Source organism: Roseomonas sp. KE0001, assembly GCF_016107285.1.
Lineage (GTDB): Bacteria > Pseudomonadota > Alphaproteobacteria > Acetobacterales > Acetobacteraceae > Pseudoroseomonas.
Window position 1 is genome coordinate 89,093 of record NZ_RCVQ01000010.1, and the last position, 20,555, is coordinate 109,647.

The 20,555-nt window shown below is 70.8% G+C and carries 17 protein-coding genes and 1 tRNA gene; 10 read left to right on the forward strand and 8 right to left on the reverse strand.

What is annotated here, in order from left to right; genetic code table 11:
- Positions 1-8: 8 nt before the first annotated feature.
- Entirely contained in the window at positions 9-1,832 is a 1,824-nt protein-coding gene (gene glmS / locus D9598_RS17915) for a glutamine--fructose-6-phosphate transaminase (isomerizing) (RefSeq protein ID WP_198367919.1), read from the reverse strand.
- A complete protein-coding gene (gene glmU, locus D9598_RS17920) occupies positions 1,832-3,154 on the reverse strand; it encodes a bifunctional UDP-N-acetylglucosamine diphosphorylase/glucosamine-1-phosphate N-acetyltransferase GlmU (RefSeq protein ID WP_198367920.1) in 1,323 nt (440 codons plus the stop codon). Before glmU ends, glmS begins: the two co-directional genes overlap by 1 nt.
- A 90-nt stretch (positions 3,155-3,244) precedes the next feature.
- On the opposite strand from glmU, the gene D9598_RS17925 reads away from it, so the two are divergent.
- Positions 3,245-3,895 (forward strand): HAD-IA family hydrolase, encoded by a 651-nt coding sequence (locus D9598_RS17925; RefSeq protein ID WP_198367921.1) that lies wholly within the window; start codon positions 3,245-3,247, stop codon positions 3,893-3,895.
- Here D9598_RS17925 and D9598_RS17930 read toward each other — a convergent pair.
- Positions 3,881-4,666 carry a DUF3108 domain-containing protein gene (locus D9598_RS17930; protein WP_232477406.1) on the reverse strand — a complete coding sequence of 262 codons (786 nt, stop codon included), beginning with the start codon at positions 4,664-4,666 and terminating at the stop codon, positions 3,881-3,883. The genes D9598_RS17925 and D9598_RS17930 overlap by 15 nt on opposite strands.
- A gap of 98 nt (positions 4,667-4,764) precedes the next feature.
- Between D9598_RS17930 and D9598_RS17935 the strand changes: the two genes are divergently transcribed.
- Positions 4,765-4,839 (forward strand) — tRNA-Val (locus tag D9598_RS17935).
- Positions 4,840-4,975: 136 nt separating this feature from the next.
- Positions 4,976-5,914, forward strand: coding sequence for a hypothetical protein (locus D9598_RS17940; RefSeq protein WP_198367922.1), 939 nt, complete (start codon positions 4,976-4,978; stop codon positions 5,912-5,914).
- Positions 5,915-6,022: 108 nt separating this feature from the next.
- Here the strand turns inward: D9598_RS17940 and D9598_RS17945 are convergent, their stop codons facing one another.
- Both D9598_RS17945 and D9598_RS17950 read right to left on the reverse strand, forming a co-directional pair.
- On the reverse strand, positions 6,023-6,508 hold the full coding sequence (locus D9598_RS17945; RefSeq protein ID WP_198367923.1) for an EF-hand domain-containing protein: 486 nt from the start codon (positions 6,506-6,508) through the stop codon (positions 6,023-6,025).
- Positions 6,509-6,622: 114 nt separating this feature from the next.
- On the reverse strand, positions 6,623-7,807 hold the full coding sequence (locus D9598_RS17950) for a D-alanyl-D-alanine carboxypeptidase family protein (protein WP_198367924.1): 1,185 nt from the start codon (positions 7,805-7,807) through the stop codon (positions 6,623-6,625).
- A 362-nt stretch (positions 7,808-8,169) separates the two neighbouring features.
- On the opposite strand from D9598_RS17950, the gene D9598_RS17955 reads away from it, so the two are divergent.
- From D9598_RS17955 to D9598_RS17975, 5 genes are all read left to right on the forward strand, one after another.
- Positions 8,170-8,754, forward strand: coding sequence for a phasin family protein (locus D9598_RS17955; protein ID WP_198367925.1), 585 nt, complete (start codon positions 8,170-8,172; stop codon positions 8,752-8,754).
- A gap of 315 nt (positions 8,755-9,069) precedes the next feature.
- Positions 9,070-9,435: an ATP-dependent Clp protease adapter ClpS gene (gene clpS, locus D9598_RS17960; RefSeq protein WP_232477408.1), complete on the forward strand. Its 366-nt coding sequence runs from the start codon at positions 9,070-9,072 to the stop codon at positions 9,433-9,435.
- 186 nt (positions 9,436-9,621) lie between these two features.
- A complete protein-coding gene (gene clpA / locus D9598_RS17965; protein WP_198367926.1) occupies positions 9,622-11,973 on the forward strand; it encodes an ATP-dependent Clp protease ATP-binding subunit ClpA in 2,352 nt (783 codons plus the stop codon).
- Positions 11,974-12,322: 349 nt separating this feature from the next.
- The gene (locus D9598_RS17970; RefSeq protein WP_232477409.1) at positions 12,323-13,153 is read left to right on the forward strand and encodes an aspartate dehydrogenase; all 831 of its coding nucleotides are present in this window, start codon (positions 12,323-12,325) and stop codon (positions 13,151-13,153) included.
- A 79-nt stretch (positions 13,154-13,232) separates the two neighbouring features.
- On the forward strand, positions 13,233-14,504 hold the full coding sequence (locus D9598_RS17975; protein WP_198367927.1) for a M20/M25/M40 family metallo-hydrolase: 1,272 nt from the start codon (positions 13,233-13,235) through the stop codon (positions 14,502-14,504).
- Between the two features lie 25 nt (positions 14,505-14,529).
- Here the strand turns inward: D9598_RS17975 and D9598_RS17980 are convergent, their stop codons facing one another.
- Positions 14,530-15,465: a DMT family transporter gene (locus D9598_RS17980; RefSeq protein ID WP_198367928.1), complete on the reverse strand. Its 936-nt coding sequence runs from the start codon at positions 15,463-15,465 to the stop codon at positions 14,530-14,532.
- A gap of 105 nt (positions 15,466-15,570) precedes the next feature.
- Complete coding sequence (gene greB / locus D9598_RS17985; RefSeq protein ID WP_198367929.1) at positions 15,571-16,110, reverse strand: transcription elongation factor GreB; 540 nt, start codon at positions 16,108-16,110, stop codon at positions 15,571-15,573.
- 122 nt (positions 16,111-16,232) lie between these two features.
- On the opposite strand from greB, the gene pip reads away from it, so the two are divergent.
- Entirely contained in the window at positions 16,233-17,180 is a 948-nt protein-coding gene (gene pip / locus D9598_RS17990; RefSeq protein WP_198367930.1) for a prolyl aminopeptidase, read from the forward strand.
- A gap of 25 nt (positions 17,181-17,205) precedes the next feature.
- Here pip and D9598_RS17995 read toward each other — a convergent pair whose 3' ends face one another.
- Complete coding sequence (locus D9598_RS17995; protein ID WP_198367931.1) at positions 17,206-19,017, reverse strand: ABC-F family ATP-binding cassette domain-containing protein; 1,812 nt, start codon at positions 19,015-19,017, stop codon at positions 17,206-17,208.
- A gap of 181 nt (positions 19,018-19,198) precedes the next feature.
- Here D9598_RS17995 and D9598_RS18000 point away from each other — a divergent pair, with 181 nt between their 5' ends.
- Positions 19,199-20,308, forward strand: coding sequence for an NAD(P)/FAD-dependent oxidoreductase (locus D9598_RS18000; protein WP_198367932.1), 1,110 nt, complete (start codon positions 19,199-19,201; stop codon positions 20,306-20,308).
- Positions 20,309-20,555 lie beyond the last annotated feature (247 nt).

The window sequence follows — 20,555 nt, forward strand, 5'->3', positions numbered from 1 at the left end:
CCGCCGCCCTACTCAACCGTCACCGCCTTGGCGAGGTTGCGCGGCTGGTCCACGTCCGTCCCCTTGAGCACCGCGACATGATAGGCCAGCAACTGCACCGGGATGGCGTGCAGGATGGGCGCGACGAAGGGGTCGACCGCCGGCACGACCACCACCCGCTCGGCGAAGCGCGACAGGGCGAGCGCGCCGGCGGCGTCGGTGAAGGCCATGATGCGGCCGCCGCGCGCCGCCGCCTCCTGCAGGTTGGAGGCGGTCTTCTCGAACAGCGGGCCGGAGGGGCAGAGGGCGATGACGGGTACGCTGTCGTCGATCAGGGCGATGGGGCCGTGCTTCATCTCGCCGGCGGCATAGCCCTCGGCATGGATGTAGGAGAGTTCCTTGAGCTTCAGCGCGCCTTCCATGGCGATCGGATAGAGACTGCCGCGGCCGAGGAAGAGCACATCCCGCGCCTGCGCCACCTCGCGCGCCAGCTCCTGGATCTCCGCGCCATCCTCCAGCAGGGCGGCAGCATGGCCCGGCACCTCGAGCAGGGCGGCGGTCAGCCGGGCCTCCTCCCCGGCGCTCAGCGTGCCCCGCGCCCGGCCGAACCCCAGCGCCAGGCTGGCCAGCACGGCGAGCTGCGCGGTGAAGGCCTTGGTGGAGGCGACGCCGATCTCGGGCCCGGCCACCGTCAGCACCGTGCCGTCGCTCTCCCGCGCCATGCTGCTCTCGCCGACATTGACCACCGAGAGCACGCGCTGGCCGCGCGCCTTGAGCAGGCGCAGGGCCGCCAGGGTGTCGGCGGTCTCGCCGCTCTGGCTGACCAGCAGCGCCCCGCCCCCCGCCGGCAGCGGCGGATCACGGTAGCGCAACTCGCTGGCGATGTCGGAATCGACCGGGATGCGCGACAGCTCCTCCAGCCAGTAGCGCCCGACCTGGGCCGCCAGATAGGCCGATCCGCAGGCCGAGAGGGTCAGCTTGGGCAGCGCCACCGGGTCGAAGGGCAGGTCCGGCAGGGCGACGGCGCGGCTGGCGGGGTCGATGTACTGGCGCAGCGTGTCGCCCAGCACCACCGGGTGCTCATGCAGCTCCTTCTCCATGAAGTGCCGGTAGTTGCCCTTGCCCACGGCGGCGCCGGAATAGGCGGTGAGCCTGACCGCGCGCTCCACCGGCCGGTCGGCGGCATCGAAGAAGCGGGCCTCCATGTCGGAGAGCACCACCCAGTCGCCCTCCTCCAGATAGGCAACGCGGCGTGTCAGCGGCGCCAGGGCCAGGGCGTCGGAGCCGACATACATCTCGCCCTTGCCATAGCCCACGGCCAGCGGGCTGCCCTGGCGCGCCGCGATCAGCAGGCGCGGATGCCCGGCGAAGACCATGGCCAGGCCGAAGGCGCCGCGGATGCGCTTCAGCGTGGCGGAGACCGCCTGCTCCGGCGAGGCGCCGGCGCGCAGCAGATGATCGAGCAGCTTGGCCACCGTCTCGGTGTCGGTCTCGGTCTCGAAGCCGACGCCCTCCGCCTCCAGCTCGGCGCGCAGCTCGGCATAGTTCTCGATGATGCCGTTGTGCACGACGGAGACCAGCGGCGTGCCGTGCGGATGCGCGTTGCGCTCGGTCGGCGCGCCATGCGTCGCCCAGCGGGTGTGGCCGATGCCGGTGGTGCCGCCGAGCGGTCGCGCTTCCAGCACGGCGGCGAGGTTGGCGAGCTTGCCCTCGGCGCGGCGCCGCTCGATATGCCCCTCCACCAGCGTGGCGATGCCGGCGCTGTCATAGCCGCGGTACTCCAGGCGGCGCAGCGCCTCCAGCAGGCGCGGCGCCGCCGCCTCGCGACCCACCAGCCCGACGATGCCGCACATCAGCGCTTCTCCTTGCGGCGGGCCGCGCGGTACGTGGCGGCGGCGCCGGCTTTCTCGGTGGGGCGGGCGCGGCCGAAGGCCATGGCATCGGGCGCCACGTCATGGGTCAGGGTGGAGCCGGCGGCGGCGAAGGCGCCGTCGCCCAGGCGGATCGGCGCCACCAGCGTGGTGTTGGAGCCGACGAAGACGCCCGCCCCGATCTCGGTGCGGTGCTTGGCGAAGCCGTCATAGTTGCAGGTGATGGTCCCGGCGCCGATATTGCTGCCCGCGCCGATCGCGGCATCGCCCAGATAGGCCAGGTGGTTGGCCTTGGCGCCCTCGCCGAGGACGGCGTTCTTCAGCTCGACGAAATTGCCGACATGCGCGCCCTGGCCGACATCGCTGCCGGGCCGCAGGCGGGCGAAGGGGCCGACCACCGCGCCCTGCCGCACCACGCACCCTTCCAGATGGCTGAAGGCGCGGATCTCGACACCGTCCTCCACCGTCACGCCGGGGCCGAAGACCACGTTCGGCCCGATGGTGACGTCCTGGCCGAGCCGCGTGTCATGGCAGAGCACGACGCTCTCCGGCTGGATCAGCGTGGCGCCGCCGGCCATGGCGGCGCGGCGCAGGGCGCCCTGCACCTCGGCCTCGGCGGTGGCCAGCTCGGCGCGGCTGTTGATGCCGCGCAGCTCCGCCTCCGGCGCCTCGACCGCCCGGACGCGCCGGCCCTCGGCGACAGCGAGCGGCACGACGTCGGGCAGGTAGTACTCCCCGGCCCGGTTGTCGTTGCGCACGCCGCCCAGCCAGCGGAAGAGGTCCGCCGCCGGCGCGCAGAGCACCCCGGCGTTGCAGAGGCCGATGCCGCGCTCGGCCTCGGTCGCGTCGGCATACTCGACGATGCGGGCGACATCGCCCGCCGCGTCCTGGACCACCCGCCCGTACCGCGCCGGATCGGCCGGGCGCATGGCCAGCAGCGTCAGGCCCGCTTCGGCCCGCGCGGCGCGCAGCCGCCGCATCGTCTCCGGCGTGATCAGCGGATTGTCGGCGTAGAGCACGGCGACATCGCCGGGGAAATCAGCCAGCAGAGGCGCCGCCTGCAACGCGGCATGGCCGGTGCCGAGACGCTCGGCCTGCACCACCGTGGCATGCGGCGCGGCGGCACGCTCCAGCGCCGCCATCTCCGGCCCGACCACCACCACGATGCGGTCGAACACCGCCTCGCAGGCGGCGATCAGATGGTTGAGCATGGGCCGGCCGGCGATCGGATGCAGCGCCTTGGGAAGGCGGCTCTTCATGCGGGTCCCGAGCCCGGCGGCGAGCAGGATGGCGGCAGCGGTCATGCCGCGCATCTGCCCGGAAAACCGCTTTCCGGGCAAGGAGATCCCGTGTCACATCGCATTGCCGCGCGAAACATGGCAAGAGCGCCGGTCATGCAACGCACCGTGATCTTCGACCTCGACGGCACGCTGGTGGACAGCCTGCCCGACATCCAGGGCAGCCTGAACCGGCTGATGCAGGCGCGTGGCCTCGCGCCCTTCCCGGCCGAGGCCATGCGGCGCTTCATCGGCGACGGCCTGCGGGTGACACTGGAGCGCGCCTTCACCGCCCGCGGCCTGCCCGCCGAGCCCGACGCCGAGGCCGCCTTCCTGGCCGATTACGAGGCCCGCGCCAGCGAGCGGACCCGCCCCTTCCCCGGCATCCCCGAGGCGCTTGAGCGGCTGGCGGCGGAAGGCTGGACCATGGCGGTCTGCACCAACAAGCCGGAGAAGGCGGCGCGGCTCCTGCTCGAGGCGCTCGGCCTCACGGACCGCTTCGCCGCGCTCGGCGGCGGCGACAGCTTCCCGGTGCGCAAGCCGGACCCGGCGCATGTGCTGGCCACCCTCGAGGCAGCCGGCGGGCGGAGGGACCGCGCGGTGATGGTGGGCGATCACCACAATGACGTCGCCTCCGGCCGGGGCGCCGGCCTGCCCGTCCTGTTCTGCGCCTGGGGCTACGGCCTCCCGGAGATGGCGGACGGGGCCGCCGTGGTGCCGGCGCCCGAGGATCTGCCGGCGGCGCTGGGCCGCCTATTGCCCGGCTGAGCCGGCCAGCGGCGCCGCCTCCAGGAGATAGCCGGTCAGCCGGCCCAGCCAGCGGCCCGGCATCTCGACCCGCACCGGCACGATCGGCGCGCCGGGCCAGGGGCTGGCCATCCAGGCGAGCCCCTCCTGTGGCTCGCGCGCCTCCTGTCCATCCTCGTGGCGGAAGCCGGCGATCTGCCGTCCGGTGAAGCCACAGCGCACCGCTTCGCCGCTCCAGGCCCCGCCCCAGGGCGCCAGCCGGTCGCGACCCAGGGTCCGGGCGGCGAGATCGGCCCGGCGGCGGCCGTCGAAGATCGCCACCTGGCCCTCGCAACGACCGGTCCGCGCCAGGTTGCGGGTCAGCTGCGCCAGAGCCGTCAGGGAATCGACGGTGTTGTGCCGCAGCCCCGGCGGCACGCTCTCCCGATCGGGCTCCTCCGCCGGCGACAGCCGCAGCAGGGCCGGATGGCCTTCGCGATAGCCGATCTCCACCCGCCGGGCCTCACCGCGCCAGAAGCCGTCGCCGGTGAAGCGGATCGGCCAGGCCTGGTCCCCCGCCCAGACGCCCTCCACGCGATTGGACTGCCGGCCCTGGCTCAGCCAACCCGCCACGCCGGTCAGGCTGAGCCGGCTCTCGATCCGGTAGCGGGCGGGATCATCGAGGGCGAAAATCACCTCGACTCGCATCACCTGCATGCCGGCCGCCTGCACGCCATAGACAGCCCGCAACGGTTCCGCCCGCGCCGGGAGCGTGAGAAGCAGCGGCAATGCGGCGGCGATGGCAAGACGCATGAAGAAGAGATGATGCCGGGACGCGGCGTGTGAAGGGGGGCCCGGAAGGCCTGCTTGACAGCCCCCGCGCCCGCCAGTATTTCCCGCCCCACTTCGATGGGTGCGTAGCTCAGCGGTAGAGCATCGCCTTCACACGGCGGGGGTCACAGGTTCAATCCCTGTCGCACCCACCATCGAAGCCTTCCAGAATCGTGTGAATATCCCGCATCAAGGCCATTTTCGCGGCCCGACTCTCAATTTTTGGCGTTTCTCTTGCGACAGTAGATGGCTTTGGTCATGCTGTGGGCAGTCACAGCCCCCGGGAACGCCATGGCCAGAAATTACATCGAACCGATCCAGAACATCATTGGCACGCCCGCCAGCGAGGAACTCCGCGGCGGCGCGGGTGCCGACTATATCTATGGTGACAACGGAAACGACTATCTGATCGGTCTCGGCGGTGCCAACTTCATCGATGGCGGCCCCGGATTCGACACCGCCGGCTATGCCGACGTCCGCCTCTTCTACACCATCACGGTCACGGGCGGCGTGGTCACCGTCGAGAACGCCATCACCGGTGATCTCGACCGGCTGGTCGGCGTCGAGCAGCTGAACTTCGCCGACCAGGCGGTGGCGCTGGGAACCCTGCCGGACTTCCAGCCGCAGCTCTACCTGGCCTCGAACCCCGATGTCCTGACCGTCGGCGAAGGCGTTTCCGCCCTGGCCGCATGGCACTATGGCGAGTTCGGCTTCGCCGAGGGCCGGCCGACGGCCAGCTTCCAGCCCTTCTCCTACATCGCCTCCTATGGCGACCTGATCGCCGCCCTGGGCACCAACCGGGACGCCGGCGTCTATCACTTCGTGTCGGCCGGACATGCCGAGGGCCGCACCGTCAGCTTCGACGGCCTCTCCTACCTCGCTGCCAATGCCGATGTCCTGAACGCGGTCGGCCCGAACGCCGAGAACGGCGCCGTCCACTACATCCAGTTCGGTGCCGGCGAGGGTCGCGCCACGACCTTCAACTGGCTGGAGTACATCGCCTCCTATGGCGACCTGATCACCGTGCTGGGAGCCGATGCGGCGGCGGGCCGGGCCCATTATGCCAGCAACGGCATCGCCGAGGGCCGGGCGCCGGACACCTTCGATGCCGCCGCCTATCTCTCCAAGTATGCCGATCTCCAGGCTGCCTTCGGCACCGACCTGGCCGCGGCGACGCAGCACTTCATCGCCTTTGGCTATGGGGAAGGCCGCTCGGACGACCTCGTCTGAGACGGCTCGCCGGCGGCGGACAGCCGCCGGCGCCCCACCTCCGTTCCAGGCGGTTCGCGGGACCGCCCGGCATCGAGTGTCAGGAACCGCGCATCCGCGCTGCCGGAGCTATCGGTCGCGCTGGGGCCCCTCGCCGCGGCGGGGACCCTGCAACTCGCCCTGCTCCAGCTGACCATCCCCATTCGCATCGGCCGCCCGGAACAGGGCGAGCGTCACGGGACGGACCTCCGCGAGGCTGAGCCGACCGTCGCGATCCGCGTCGGCGGCACGGAACATGGCCTCCGCCCGCTTCGGCAGGCTGTCACCGGCCTTCGCCGGACCGGGGCGCGCGGAGGCGGGACGGTGCGCCGCCATGAAAGCCGCGATCTCCCCCCGCTCCAGCTGACCGTCGCCATTCGCATCGGCCTCGGCGAAGCGGGCCGAGAGAAAGTTGAGCGCCTCGGCCTCGCTCACCCGCCCGTTCCGATCGGCATCGGCCTGCTGGAACAGCCTGCCGGCCATCCCCTGGCGGCCCGTCTGCTGCGGCTGCGCCAGAGCCGGCGCGGCCATGATCAACGAGAAGCCAAACAGGGCCAGCGCATGCATGGTTTTCATCTTGGTCCTTTCCCGGCTCGGCCACGTCGTGCGGCCATGACGGGAAAGTTGGGAAGTCCATGTAACGGGCGCGTTGCCGCGGCGCCGGTCCGCGGTGATGAAGTGTGACAGGACTCAGCGCGACGGGCGCGCCGGCCTCGCCGGGTTGCGGCGCGCAGGCGCGGCCCGGACACGGCCGCCGCCATCGCCCTGCTCCACCACCGTACGGTTCCTTCGCGCCTGGGCCACCTTCGCCGCCGGCCGGGCACTGGCCAGGACGGGACGGGCCGGGCGGGCGGCCGCCTTGCGGGCGGCCTGCGGGGCCGGTGCCGGCCGGGCCGTCACGGTCCGCCGCGCAGGCGTGGCGGCCGCGGCGCGGGCCACCAGCCCCGTCCCCCGGACTGGACGGGCCGCCAGCGCGGCGCCACCGACGGCGGCCATGGCCAGGCCGGTGGAAGGCGTCGCGCGGGCGAAGTAGTCCGAGCCGCCCACGCCGATCTGCGCGAAGCCGCGGTCGAGCAGGGCGGCGGCATGGCGGTCCCGCTCCACCCAGGAACTGCCTCCGAACACGGCGACGATCAGCCGGGCGTTCTGGCGCCTGGCGCTGCTGACGATGTTGAAGCCGCTGGCGGTGATGTAACCGGTCTTGATGCCGTCCACCCCCTCGTACTCGCCGAGCATGCGGTTGTGGTTGCGCAAGGTGATGCTGCCCATCGAATGCTGACGGGTGCCGAAGTAATGGTAGTACTCAGGAAAATCCTGCTGCAGGCGCCGCCCAAGCGTGGCCATGTCATGCGCCGTGGTGATCTGGTCCGGGTCCGGCAGGCCCGAGGCATTGCGGAAGGTGGAACCGCTCATGCCGAGGGAGCGCGCCCGCAGCGTCATCATCTGCGCGAAGCGGGATTCGCTGCCGCCGCCCAGGGTCTCGCCCAGCAGCGAGGCGACGTCATTGGCGGACTTGGTGACCAGCGCATAAATCGCGTTCTCGACGCTGATCGTCCGCCCCGGCGGCAGGCCGAGCTTGGACGGCGGGCGCATCGCCGCCGTGTCGGTCATCATCAGGCGCTGGTCGAGGTCGAGCTGGCCCCGGCGCAACGCGTCGAAGACGAGATAGAGCGTCATCATCTTGGTCAGCGACGCAGGATGGCGCGGCGCGTCGGCGTTGCTGCCGAACAGCACGGTCCCGGTCCGTGGGTCCATGACCACGGAGGCGTAACGTTCGCTGCCGATCTGCGCCCTAGCGGCGCCAGGAAGCGCGGCGGCGAGGAGCGCCGAAGCGGCAAGCAGCCCCAGCTGCCGCATCGCGCGGGTCAGTTGCATGAGAATCCCCCAAAAGTCCTCACCCCCCAGTGAGGTGGAGGCATCCTAACGGGATGCGTGCAGAGCTGTCATCGAGAACTGAACAGGAACTCAGGCTTCTAACAAGAGGTTAAGAGACATTTCTTACAGTTGGCGCAACGCCACCTTCACGGCTCCGTGACTTTCTTCGTTCGGAGGTGGAAAAGAATTCTTGTGCGCTGCAAAATAAGACTCGACAGCGCGCCGGCTCGTTGCCATATCGGCTTTATGTTGCGCTGCACAAAAGGCGTAAACAAGGGTTCCCCCGGCTCCGGGGCCCTGCCGACCCGCCGGATGCACCGGCTCCTTCCCGGTTCTGGAGCCAGAGTTCGAGGAGAGCGCCCATGGCCAGTGAAGCCAAGGTGACCAAGCTGACCACGGAGAAGGCCCAGGCGGGCGTCGCGGCGGCCGAGAAGCTGACCGAAACCGCCGTGCAGGCGACGGAGGAGGCGGTGCGTAACCCCACCGCCGCGCCGAAGCTGGCGACGGATGTTGTGAACGAAGGCGTGGCGCAGGCCCGCACGGCAATGGAGAAGAACATGGAACAGGTGACGCGTTCGGCCGAGGGCTTCTACAAGGCGAGCGAGGACGTGGTGGAGTTCAGCCGCGGCAATATCGAGGCGGTGACCAAGGCCACCCAGACCTATGTGGCCGGCCTCCAGGACCTCAGCAAGCAGGCCTTTGCCGTCTTCCAGGCGCTGAACGAGCAGGCCGTGCAGAACGCCAAGGCCCTGTCCTCGGTCAAGAGCATCAAGGAAGCCGCCGAGATGCAGACCAGCTTCGCCAAGGCGCAGCTGGAGAAGACGATGGCCGAGACCACCAAGCTGAACGAGGCGGCCTTCAAGCTGGCCGAGCAGTCCTCGGCCCCGATCGCCGCCCGCATGACGCTGGCCTTCGAGAAGCTGAGCCGTCCGGCCGCCTTCAACTGAGAAGACCATCGGGGGAGGCGCGGCTGGACCGCCGCCTCCTCCACCGGCGATGACGAGGGGGCCGGCGGCACAAAGGTGTCGCCGGCCCTTGGCGTTCCGGGCCTCCTGGCGTCGCGCCGGACATGGGTCCGTCCCGCGATGATGGCCGGTTTTCCCTCGCCGGACCGCGTGGCCCTTCACCTGGCCCCTTTCGCTCCGATATCCTGCGGGCTAACGGGAGGCTCTGCGGAACGGCGATGGCGCTGGCGGCGTGCGTCAGCCAGAGTCAGAATCGGTTTCCGGCATGACGAACAAGGGTGGGCTTTCGGCGGAATTATGATGGATCAGGACAAACGCCCCATCCGCGGCGCCAGTGGAGGGGCGGGGCAGGACGGCGGCGGCGAGGGCACGGCCACCGGGGTCGTGGTCAAGCCCCGCGCCCGCACCCGCAAGCCCGCCATGTACAAGGTGCTGATGCTCAACGACGACTACACGCCGATGGAGTTCGTCGTCCATGTGCTCGAGCGCTTCTTCCAGAAGAACCGGGAGGAGGCAACCCGCATCATGCTGCATGTGCATCGCCGGGGCGTGGGCGTCTGCGGCGTCTATACCTATGAGGTGGCGGAAACCAAGGTCACCCAGGTGATGGACCTCGCCCGGCAGAATCAGCACCCCCTGCAGTGCACGATCGAAAAGGAATGATCGTGCGGAAAATGATGCATCGCACGCTCATCTCTGTGTAACCTGCTGAAACTAAGAATACCCCTCGCCGTCTTGAGGGTGAGGAACCACATTACGGTTATCCGGATCATCCGATCCGTTCCTGTCCTGCGGCGATGGCCGATCACCCCGGCTGCGCCGTGCTCTTGAAGGGGAGCGTCGTACCGCATGCTGTCCCGCAACCTCGAACAGACGCTCCATCGGGCCCTCGGGCTCGCCAATGACCGCCGGCATGAATATGCCACGCTGGAGCATCTCCTCCTCGCCCTGGTCGACGATACGGACGCCGCCACCGTGCTGCGCGCTTGCGGCGTCGATCAGGACAAGCTGAAGCGCGACCTGACCGAGTTCCTCGACAAGGACCTGGCCGGCCTGGTGACCGAGCGCTCGGGCGATCCCAAGCCCACCGCCGGCTTCCAGCGCGTGGTGCAGCGGGCCGCCATCCACGTCCAGTCCTCGGGACGCGACGAGGTGACGGGCGCCAATGTCCTCGTCGCGCTGTTCAGCGAGCGCGAGAGCCACGCCGTCTACTTCCTGCAGCTGCAGGACATGACGCGGCTCGACGCGGTGAACTTCATCAGCCATGGCATCGCCAAGGCCCCCGGCCGCAGCGCCAGCCGGCCGGTTCAGGGTACGCCCGCCACACCTCCCTCCAGCCCGGAGGAGCCCGGCGAGAAGGAGGACAAGCCCCAGGGCCGCCGGGGTCAGGACGCGCTGTCGAACTACTGCGTGAACCTCAACAAGAAGGCACAGCAGGGCAAGATCGACCCGCTGATCGGGCGCGACCACGAGATCGAGCGTACCATCCAGATCCTCTGCCGCCGCACCAAGAACAACCCGCTCTATGTGGGTGATCCGGGCGTCGGCAAGACCGCCATCGCCGAGGGGCTGGCCAAGCGGATCATCGAGGGCGAGGTGCCCGAGGTGCTGCTGAAGTCGACCATCTACGCCCTCGACATGGGCTCCCTGCTCGCCGGCACGCGCTACCGCGGCGACTTCGAGGAGCGGCTGAAGGCGGTGGTGAACGAGCTGGAGCAGCAGCCAGGCTCGATCCTGTTCATCGACGAGATCCACACCGTGATCGGCGCCGGCGCCACCTCGGGCGGGGCGATGGATGCCTCGAACCTGCTGAAGCCGGCCCTGGCCCAGGGCACGCTGCGCTGTGTCGGATCGACCACCTACAAGGAATACCGGACCTACTTCGAGAAGGACCGCGCCCTGGTCCGCCGCTTCCAAAAGATCGACGTCAATGAGCCGACGGTCGAGGACGCGGTGAAGATCCTGACCGGCCTCAAGACCAACTACGAGAAGCACCACAAGGTCAAGTACACGCCCGAGGCGATCCGCGCGGCGGTGGAGCTTTCCGCCAAGTACATCCATGACCGCAAGCTGCCCGACAAGGCGATCGACGTCATCGACGAGGTCGGCGCCTCGCGCATGCTGCAGCCCGAGGGGAAGCGGAAGAAGACCGTCACCCTGAAGGATGTCGAGGATATCGTCGCCAAGATCGCCCGTATTCCGCCCAAGAGCGTCTCCTCGGACGACAAGGAAACCCTCCGCAACCTGGAGCGCGACCTGAAGTCGATGGTCTTCGGCCAGGACAACGCGATCGAGGCCCTCTCGGCCGCGATCAAGCTGTCCCGCGCCGGGCTGCGGGATGCCGAGAAGCCGATCGGCAACTACCTCTTCTCCGGCCCCACCGGCGTCGGCAAGACGGAAGTCGCCAAGCAGCTCGCCAAGACGCTGGGGATCGAGCTGATCCGCTTCGACATGTCCGAGTACATGGAGCGGCACAGCATCAGCCGGCTGATCGGCGCGCCGCCGGGCTATGTCGGCTTCGACCAGGGCGGCCTGCTGACCGACAGCATCGACCAGCATCCGCACGCCGTGCTGCTGCTGGACGAGATCGAGAAGGCCCATCAGGACCTCTACAACATCCTGCTGCAGGTGATGGACCACGGGAAGCTGACCGACCACAACGGCAAGACCGTCGATTTCCGCAACGTCATCCTGATCATGACGACCAATGCGGGCGCGGCGGACATGGCCAAGGCCGGCATCGGCTTCGGCCGGGAGGAGCGAAAGGGTGAGGACGAGGAGGCGGTGAAGCGCCTCTTCACCCCCGAGTTTCGCAACCGCCTCGACGCCGTGGTGCCCTTCGGCAACCTGACGCCGGAGATCGTCGGCAGCGTGGTGGAGAAGTTCGTGATGCAGCTGGAGGCCCAGCTCGCGGATCGCAACGTGACCATCGAGCTGTCCTCCGCCGCCAAGGAGTGGTTGGCGGAGAAGGGCTACGACCGTCTGTATGGCGCCCGCCCGCTGGCGCGTGTCATCCAGGAGTACATCAAGAAGCCGCTGGCCGAGGAGTTGCTCTTCGGCAAGCTGGCCAAGGGTGGCGCGGTCAAGGTGGGCAAGAAGGACGATGCCCTGACCTTCGAGTTCATTGAGGCCTCGGTCCCGGCTCTTCCGCGGCCGGATGGCGATGGCGAGAACGAGCACGCCCCGGAGGCCGCCGGCTAGGACAGCGCCTGACCGGCGCGCAGACGAGGAAGGCCGGGACATGTTCCGGCCTTTTTCACGTTCGCGTGATTCATGACCGCGCCATTATTTGGCCTTTGGCAATTGTCGCGGCACCCCGTAAGTCCCCCCGCGCCGGCCGCCTCCCCCCCCTTTGTGGCGGCCAGCCCGGTTGGCGCTGGCGGTTCCCCCAAACCGCCCCAGGCGCCAGCCTCGCCGCGAGGAGGCCTTCCGGGCCTCCTCGCGTCCTGAATCCGCTCCTCGCCGAAGCACCGGAGCCTGGGCCGAATCCAGAAAGGCTTTGCCGCCTCGTGTCGTCCGGGCTTTTCTGCCGCGCCACATGAGGTTGCCGATGAACGCCATGACCCCGCTTCGCCGCCCCCCCCTTCGTATCGCCATCGCCGGCTTCGGCGCCGTGGGAATGCGCATCGCCCAGGCGCTTGACGAGGGGCTGCCGGGCTGCGAGCTGACCGCCGTTTCCGCGCATGACCGGGCGGCAGCCTCCCGCCGCATGAACCGCCTGCGCAACCCCGTGCCGGTGCTGGCGATCGCGGAACTCGAGCCGCTGGCCGATCTCGTCGTCGAATGTGCCCCGGGCGCCCTGCTTCCCGAGATCGTTTCCCCCTTCCTTTCCGCCGGCAAGAAGGCGGTGGTCCTGAGCGCCGGCGCGCTGTTGTCGCATGAAGGGCTGGTGGAGCTGGCGCGCGCGAACGGGGCGCAGCTGATCGTGCCGACGGGTGCCCTGATCGGCCTCGACGCCGTCTCCGCCGCGGCGGAGGGTGAGATCCGCTCGGTGAGGATGGTGACGCGCAAGCCGGTGCGCGGGCTGGAAGGCGCACCCTATCTCATCGAGAAGGGCATCGCGATTTCCGACATCCGCGAACCCCTTCGCATCTTCAAGGGCACCCCGCGCGAGGCGGCGGTGGGCTTTCCCGCCAATCTCAACGTCGCCGTGGCCCTGTCCCTGGCGGGCATCGGGCCGGACCGGACGGAGCTGGAGATCTGGGCCGATCCCGCGTTGACCCGCAACGTCCACCGTGTCGAGGTGGAGGCGGATTCGGCCAGCTTCTCGATGAGCATCGAGAATGTCCCGAGCGAGAATCCGAAGACCGGCCGGATCACCGCCCTGTCCGTCATCGCCTGCCTCCGCAAGCTGTCCGCCCCGCTTCGGGTCGGCACCTGAGGCGTGGCCCGGGCGCGGCGGCTTGACCCCGGCGCCCCGGCGCCGGAGGTTCCGGCCCCCGTCCAGCCGAGGCTCCGCCATGACCGATCAAGCTCCCGCCCTCCGCCGCCATCTGCTCGCCACCGAGGGTGGCGACGCCGCCGCCGAAGCCGCCTCCCTGCTGTCCGCACCCGGCTTCGCCCGCCTGGTCGCCGCCCTGGAGGCGGATCACGACCATTTCGTCGAGCAGCTCGTCGCCCTGACCGAGATCCCCTCGCCCCCCTTCGGCGAGGCTCGGCGGGCCGCCGCCTATGCCGAGCTTCTGCGGGGCCAGGGGCTGGAGCAGGTGGAGACGGATGACGAGGGCAATGTCACCGCCCTGCGCCCCGGGACGGACCCGGAAGCCGGCGTGATCGTGCTCTGCTCGCATCTCGACACGGTCTTTCCCGCCGGCACCGATGTCACGGTGCGGCGCGAGGGCACGGTGCTGCGCGCGCCCGGCGTCGGCGACGACACGCGTGGTCTGGCCGTGCTGCTGGCCATGGCGCGCGCCCTGGATGCCGCCGGCCTCCGCACCCGGGCCGGACTGCTGCTCCTCGCCTCGGTCGGCGAGGAGGGCGCGGGCGACCTGCGCGGCGTGAAGGCCTTCTTCGGCCGCAGCCGCTGGCGCGAGCAGGTGGCCGGCTTCATCGCCATGGACGGCATCAATCCCGCGCGGCTGGTGCACGCGGCGGTGGGCAGCAAGCGCTACCGCGTCACCTTCCGCGGGCCGGGCGGCCATTCCTTCGGCGCCTTCGGCCTGGTCAACCCGGCCTTCGCCCTGGCGCGCGCGGCGGACGGGCTTTCGCGCATCCGCGTCCCGGCCTCGCCCAGGACCACCTATTCCATCGGCAGGCTGGGAGGCGGCACCTCGATCAACGCCATCCCCGAGGAAGCCTGGATGGAGGTCGATCTGCGCTCGGCCTCGGCCGGCGGGCTGGCGGCGCTGGAGGCCCGTTTCCTCGATCTGCTGCCGCAGGCGGCGGCGGATGAGAATGCGGCGCGGGACACGGCCAGGGGCGAGATCAAGGTGGAGGTGACGCGCATCGGCGACCGCCCCGCCGGGGTGACGCCCCGCGACTCCCGCCTCGCCCGCATCGCCGCCGAGGTGATCCGCGCCCAGGGCTACGACCTGGTGCACGAGGCCTCCTCGACCGACAGCAACATCCCGATCAGCCTGGGCATCCCGGCGGTGACGCTCGGCACGGGCGGCAGCGGCGGGCGCGAGCACTCGCTGGAGGAATGGATCGATGTCGAGAAGGGGCCGAGCGTGAAGGGCGTGGCGACGGCGCTGGCCACCATCCTCTCGGTCGCCGGCATCACCTCGAACTGAGGCCGGGAGGGGCGGCGGCGGCGGCTCAGCCCCGCCCCGCCGCCTCCCGCCGCGCCATCCAGGTCGCGGCGGAGAAGATCACCAGCGCGCCGAGCAGCGTCGCCCAGCCGGGCCTGTCGCCGAAGACCACGAGGCCGAGCAGCGCCGCCCAGGCGAGGTCGAGGAACTTCACCGGCTGCGTGGCGGAGACGTCGGCCAGGCGGAAGGCCTCGGTCAGGCACCAGTGGCCCAGGCTGCCGAGCAGGCCGCCGAGCGCGAACCAGGCGAGCTGGGTCGGCGTCGGCCAGCTCCAGAAGGCGATGGCGAAAGGCAGGGTGAAGGCCGAGATCGTCACGCATTGCCAGAGGACGATCACCTCCGGCCGGTCCCGCCGCGTCAGGGCCTTGGTGATCAGGAAGGAGGCGGCGAACAGCGGCGAGGATGCCAGCATCACCAGCGTCCAGCCACCGCCGCCGCCCGAGAGCTTCGGCCCCAGCACGATGGCGACGCCGAGGATGCCGATGGCGGCGGCGATCCAGCGCGAGGGCACGACCTTCTCGCCCAGGAAGATCACCGCGCCGATCATGATGAAGATCGGCGAGGTGAAGCCGAGCGCCGTGACGTCCGCCAGCGGGATATGGGGCAGCGCCAGGAACCAGAGCAGCAGCCCCGCCGTGTGCACCACGCCGCGCCACAGCTGCCCGCCCATGCCGCGCGGGGCATAGCCGGACAGGCCGGTGCGCCAGACCAGCGGCAGCATGACGAGCAGGCCGAAGAGATAGCGCAGGAACTGCGTCTGAAAGGCATGCAGCTCACGCGAGAGCGCGGCCATGATGGCGTTCAGCAGGCAGAAGAGCAGGCCGGAACAGCCCATCCAGACCATGCCGCGGAGCGTCGGCGACAGGCCCTTCCAGCGCGTGCCGAGGCGGCCCCGCAACCGCAGACCGGTCCAGGAGGGCGGTGTGGCGACAGGCTGTGACATGGCGTCAGGGGTTCCGGCGTTTCCCGGCGGCGCGGTTCCGCCGCCCGTGCGAGCATGCGACGCCCCCGCCTCCACCGCCAGGGCCAAGCCGGCGCAGCCCGGGATTTATTCCGCAGGGTCCGGGTAGCTGATGGCCACCACCTCGATCTCCTCGCTGCCGCCGGGCATCCGCACCCGGACCAGATCCCCCACCCGCGCCCGCAGCAGCGCCCGCGCCACCGGCGAGACCCAGGAGATGCGCCCGCGGTCGAGGTCGGTCTCGTCGATGCCGACGATGGTGATCGTCACCTCCTGGTCGTCCTGCCGCGCATAGGTCACGGTGGCGCCGAAGAAGACCTGGTCGCGCCGGGGCTGCGCCGCCGGATCGACCACCTGCACCCGCTCCAGCCGCTTGCGCAGGAAGCGCACCCGGCGGTCGATCTCGCGCAGCCGTCGCTTGCCGTACTGGTAGTCGGCGTTCTCGCTGCGGTCGCCCAGGCTGGCCGCCCAGGAGACGATCTCGACCACCTTCGGCCGTTCCTCGTTCCAGAGCCGGCGCAACTCGGCCTGCAGCGCCTCGTGGCCGGCCGGCGTCATGTAGAAGGGCGTGCCCGGCGGCAGGCCCGGCGGGCCTTCCTCCTCGTCGTCCTGCTCGGTACTGGCCATGCGGGCTCCGGCTCTGTGGTTGCCGCCGGTTAGCGCGAAGCGACCGGCCCGTCAGCCCCAATGGCCAGCCCGAATGGGCGGCCCCACTCGCCAGACGCGCCGCGTCACGCTTCACTGGCGGCATGACACAGCCCGGCCATCCCGAATCCCCCGTCCGACGCTCCGGCCACCTCGATGTCGGTCAGGGCCACAGCCTGGCCTGGTGGGAGCATGGGCGCCCGGACGGCCCGCCGGTGGTGATCCTGCATGGCGGCCCCGGCGCTGCGAGCAGCCCGGCCGCGCTGCGCTCGCTCGACCCCGGACACTGGCGCATCATCGCCTTCGACCAGCGCGGCTGCGGCGACTCCACACCCCATGCCAGCCTGGAGGCCAACACCACCTGGCATCTGGTGGAGGATCTGGAGGCGCTGCGCCGGCATTTCGGCCTCGAGGCCTGGACGGTGGCCGGCCACAGCTGGGGGTCCTGCCTCGCCCTGGCCTATGCACAGACGCATCCGGAGCGGGTCCGCGGCCTTCGCCTTTCCGGCATCTTCACCGCCCGGCGCCCGGAAGTGGCGTGGTGGTTCCATGGCGTGCGCGCGCTGTTCCCGGACCACTGGGCGGAGTTCGCCGCGCAGGTCCCGGAGGCCGAGCGCGGCGATCTCCTCGCCGCCTATCATCGCCGCCTGATCGATCCCGACCCGGCGGTGCACCTGCCGGCGGCCCTGGCCCTGCGCGGCTTCTCGGCCCGGACCCAGACCTTCCGCCCCGATCCGGCCCATGTGGCGCGGCTGACCGAGCCGGACCGGGCGCTGGCCGTCGCCCGCCTCTTCACCCACTACTGCACCCATGGCGCCTGGCTGCAGGAGGGGCAGTTGCTGCGCGGGGTGGCGGCGATCCGCGCGATCCCGGCCGAGATCGTCCAGGCGCGCTACGATGTGGTGACGCCGGCCGTCACCGCCTTCGAGTTACACCAGGCCTGGCCGGAGGCGGGCTTCACCCTGGTCAATGACGGCAACCACACGACGACGGAGCCCGAGGTGCTGGCGGCGCTTTGCGCCGCGGCCGAGCGGCTGGCGCGGCGGGCCTGACGCCGCCTGCCCGCGCGGCGGCGCCCTATCCGCCCAGTTCCTCGCGCAGCATCTCGAGCTCGAGCCAGCGTTCCTCGGCTTCCGCGAGCGCCGCCTCGGACTTCCCCAACAGCTCGGTCGCCTTGTCGAAGCGGGCCCGGTCGCGCGCATAGAGACCGGGATCGGCCAGGATCTCCCTCAGCTTCGCCGCCTCGGCCTCCAGCTTGTGCATCCGCGCCGGCAGCGTCTCCAGCTCATGCTGGTCCTTGAAGGAGAGCTTCCTTCTCGCCGGCCCCGCCGCCGGGCCGCCGCCGGGCTTCGGCGCGGCCGGCGCGGGGCTGGCCGCCCCGGCCCGCGCCCGCACGCCATGCCCGCGCTGCGCCACCATGTCGGAATAGCCGCCGGGATAGTCCTGCCAGCGCCCCTCCCCCTCCCAGGCGATGACATTCGTGCAGACACGGTCGAGGAAGTCGCGGTCGTGGCTGACCACCAGCACCGTGCCCGCGTAATCGGCGATCTGCTCCTGCAACAGGTCCAGCGTCTCGAGGTCGAGGTCGTTGGTCGGCTCGTCCAGCACCAGCAGGTTGGAGGGGGTGGCGAAGGCGCGGGCCAGCAGCAGCCGGCCGCGCTCGCCGCCCGAGAGGGCCGCGACCGGCGTGCGCGCCTGCTCGGGCAGGAACAGGAAGTCCTTCATGTAGCCGATGACGTGGCGCGGCTGGCCGCCGATCCAGACCTGGTCGCCACGGCCGCCGGTCAGGCTGCCGGCGACGGTGGCCTGCGGGTCGAGCGCGGCGCGGCGCTGGTCCAGCGTCACCATCTCCAGGTTGGTGCCAAGCCGCACCACCCCCTCGTCCGGCGCCAGCGTTCCGGTCAGCATGGAGAGCAGCGTCGTCTTGCCCGCCCCGTTCGGCCCGACGATGCCGACGCGGTCGCCCCGCAGGATGCGGGCCGAGAAGTCCCGCACCACCACGCGCCCGCCGAAGCTCTTGCCGAGCCCCTCGGCCGAGACGACCTGCGTGCCGGAGCCCTCGCCCTCGGCCGCCGCCATCCTGACCCCGCCCTGGGCGGCGCGCCGCTCCCGCCGCTGCTGGCGGAGCGCCGCCAGCTCACCGACGCGGCGCATGTTCCGCTTGCGCCGGGCGGTGACGCCGTAGCGCATCCAGTCCTCCTCCCGCGCGATCTGCCGGTCGAGCTTGTGTGCCTCCAGCTCCTCCTGAGCCAGCACCTCGTCGCGCCATTCCTCGAAATGCGCGAAGCCGCGCGCCAGGCGCCGGGTGAGGCCCCGATCCAGCCAGACCATCTCGCGCGTCATGCTCCCCAGGAAGCGGCGGTCGTGGCTGATCAGCACCAGCGCCGAGCGCATCGCGCCGATCTCGCTCTCCAGCCACTCGATGGCCGGCAGGTCGAGGTGATTGGTCGGCTCGTCGAGCAGCAGGATGTCAGGGCTGGGCGCCAGGGCGCGGGCCAGCGCGGCGCGGCGCGCCTCGCCGCCCGAGAGGCTGGCCGGAGGCTCCTCCCCCGAGAGGCCGAGCTGCTCCAGGAGATAATGCGCCCGGTAGGGATCGTCCCCCGGCGCCAGCCCGGCCTCGACATAGGCCAGCACGCTCGGGAAGGCCGAGAGGTCGGGCTCCTGCTCCAGATAGCGCAGCGTCGCGCCCGGCTGGACGAAGCGTGTGCCGGCATCGGCCTGGGCCAGGCCGGCGGCGATCTTCAGCAGGGTGGACTTGCCGGAGCCGTTGCGGCCGATCAGCGCCAGCCGCTCCCCCGGGGAGACGGAGAGCGTCGCGCCGCTCAGCAGCGGCGTGGTGCCGAAGCCGAGGCGGATGTCCTGGAGGAGAAGGATCGGGGGGGCTGCCATGGCGGCTGTGGGTGCGGCGGCGCGGGCATGGCGTCAAGCCCCATCGGCGGCGGCCGCGGTTCCCGCGGGGGGAGTCTCGATTTTGATCGCGCCCGCCGCCGGAAACCGCAACCGGGAGGCGACGCCGCCACCCGGGCGCGCTAGAGAGATCCTCCCCGCCGAAGACGGGAGGAGAGAGGTCTTGGAAGAAGTTGACTGCGTCGTCGTCGGCGCCGGAGTGGTGGGCCTGGCCGTGGCGCGCGAGCTGGCGCTGGCCGGGCGTGAGGTGCTGGTGCTGGAGGCCGCGGAAGGAATCGGCACGGCGACCTCCTCGCGCAACAGCGAGGTGATCCACGCCGGCATCTATTACCCCAAGGACAGCCTGATGGCGCGCTTCTGCGTGGCGGGGAAGCGGATGCTCTACGCCTACTGCGCCGAGCGCGGCGTGCCGCACCGCAACTGCGGCAAGCTGATCGTCGCCACCAACGAGGAGGAGCAGGGCAAGCTTGCCTCGATCCAGGCGCGGGCCGCCGCCAACGGCGTGCCCGACCTCGCGCTGCTGGACGCGGCCGAGGCGCGCGCCCTGGAGCCCGCCATCTCCTGCGTCGCGGCGCTGAACTCACCCTCGACCGGCATCATCGACAGCCACGCCTACATGCTGGCCCTGCAGGGCGATGCCGAGAATGCAGGCACGGTCTTCGTCTTCCACAGCCCCGTCACCGGCGGGCGGCTCCTGCCGGAGGGCGGTGCCGAGCTCAGCGTCGGCGGCGCCGAGCCGATGGAGCTTCGCTGCCGCCTGCTGATCAACGCCGCCGGGCTGCACGCGCCGCGCCTGGCCGGCAGCCTGGCCGGCATGCCGGCGGAGCATGTCCCGCCCACCTTCTACGCCAAGGGGAACTACTTCACCCTCACCGGCCGCTCCCCCTTCACCCGGCTGATCTATCCGGTGCCGGTGCCGGGCGGGCTCGGCACCCACCTGACCATCGACCTGGGCGGCCAGGCGCGGTTCGGTCCGGATGTCGAATGGGTGGAGCAGATCGCCTACGAGGTCGATCCGCACCGGGGCGAGGGCTTCTACGCCGCCATCCGCCGCTATTGGCCGGAGCTGCCGGATGGTGCCCTGCAGCCCGGCTATTCGGGCATCCGGCCGAAGATCGTCGGACCCGGTGTCGCGGCGCAGGACTTCGTCGTGCAGGGCCCGGACACGCATGGCAGGCCGGGGCTGGTCAACCTGTTCGGCATCGAATCCCCCGGCCTGACCGCCTCGCTCGCTCTGGGCGAGCATGTGCGCCGCATGGCGCTGGGCGGCTAGCCGCCTGCCGGCCGCCGACGGCGCCCCCGCCGGTGGCCCCGGCGGCACGCCGAAAGGTGGGAGCCCCGGCGGGCCGGCCCAGGGGTGGCGGCGCCTGGGGCTCCCTTCTCCCGTGGGGCGGGAGAACCGTTACCGCTGCTCCTCGGCGTAGTTCCCCGTACCGAACCACTTGGACCGGACGGTCTGGTAGTAGGTGTCCATGTCGTAGAGGGCGACGGGGAGGGCGAGGTCGCGTGCGGTGAGGCGT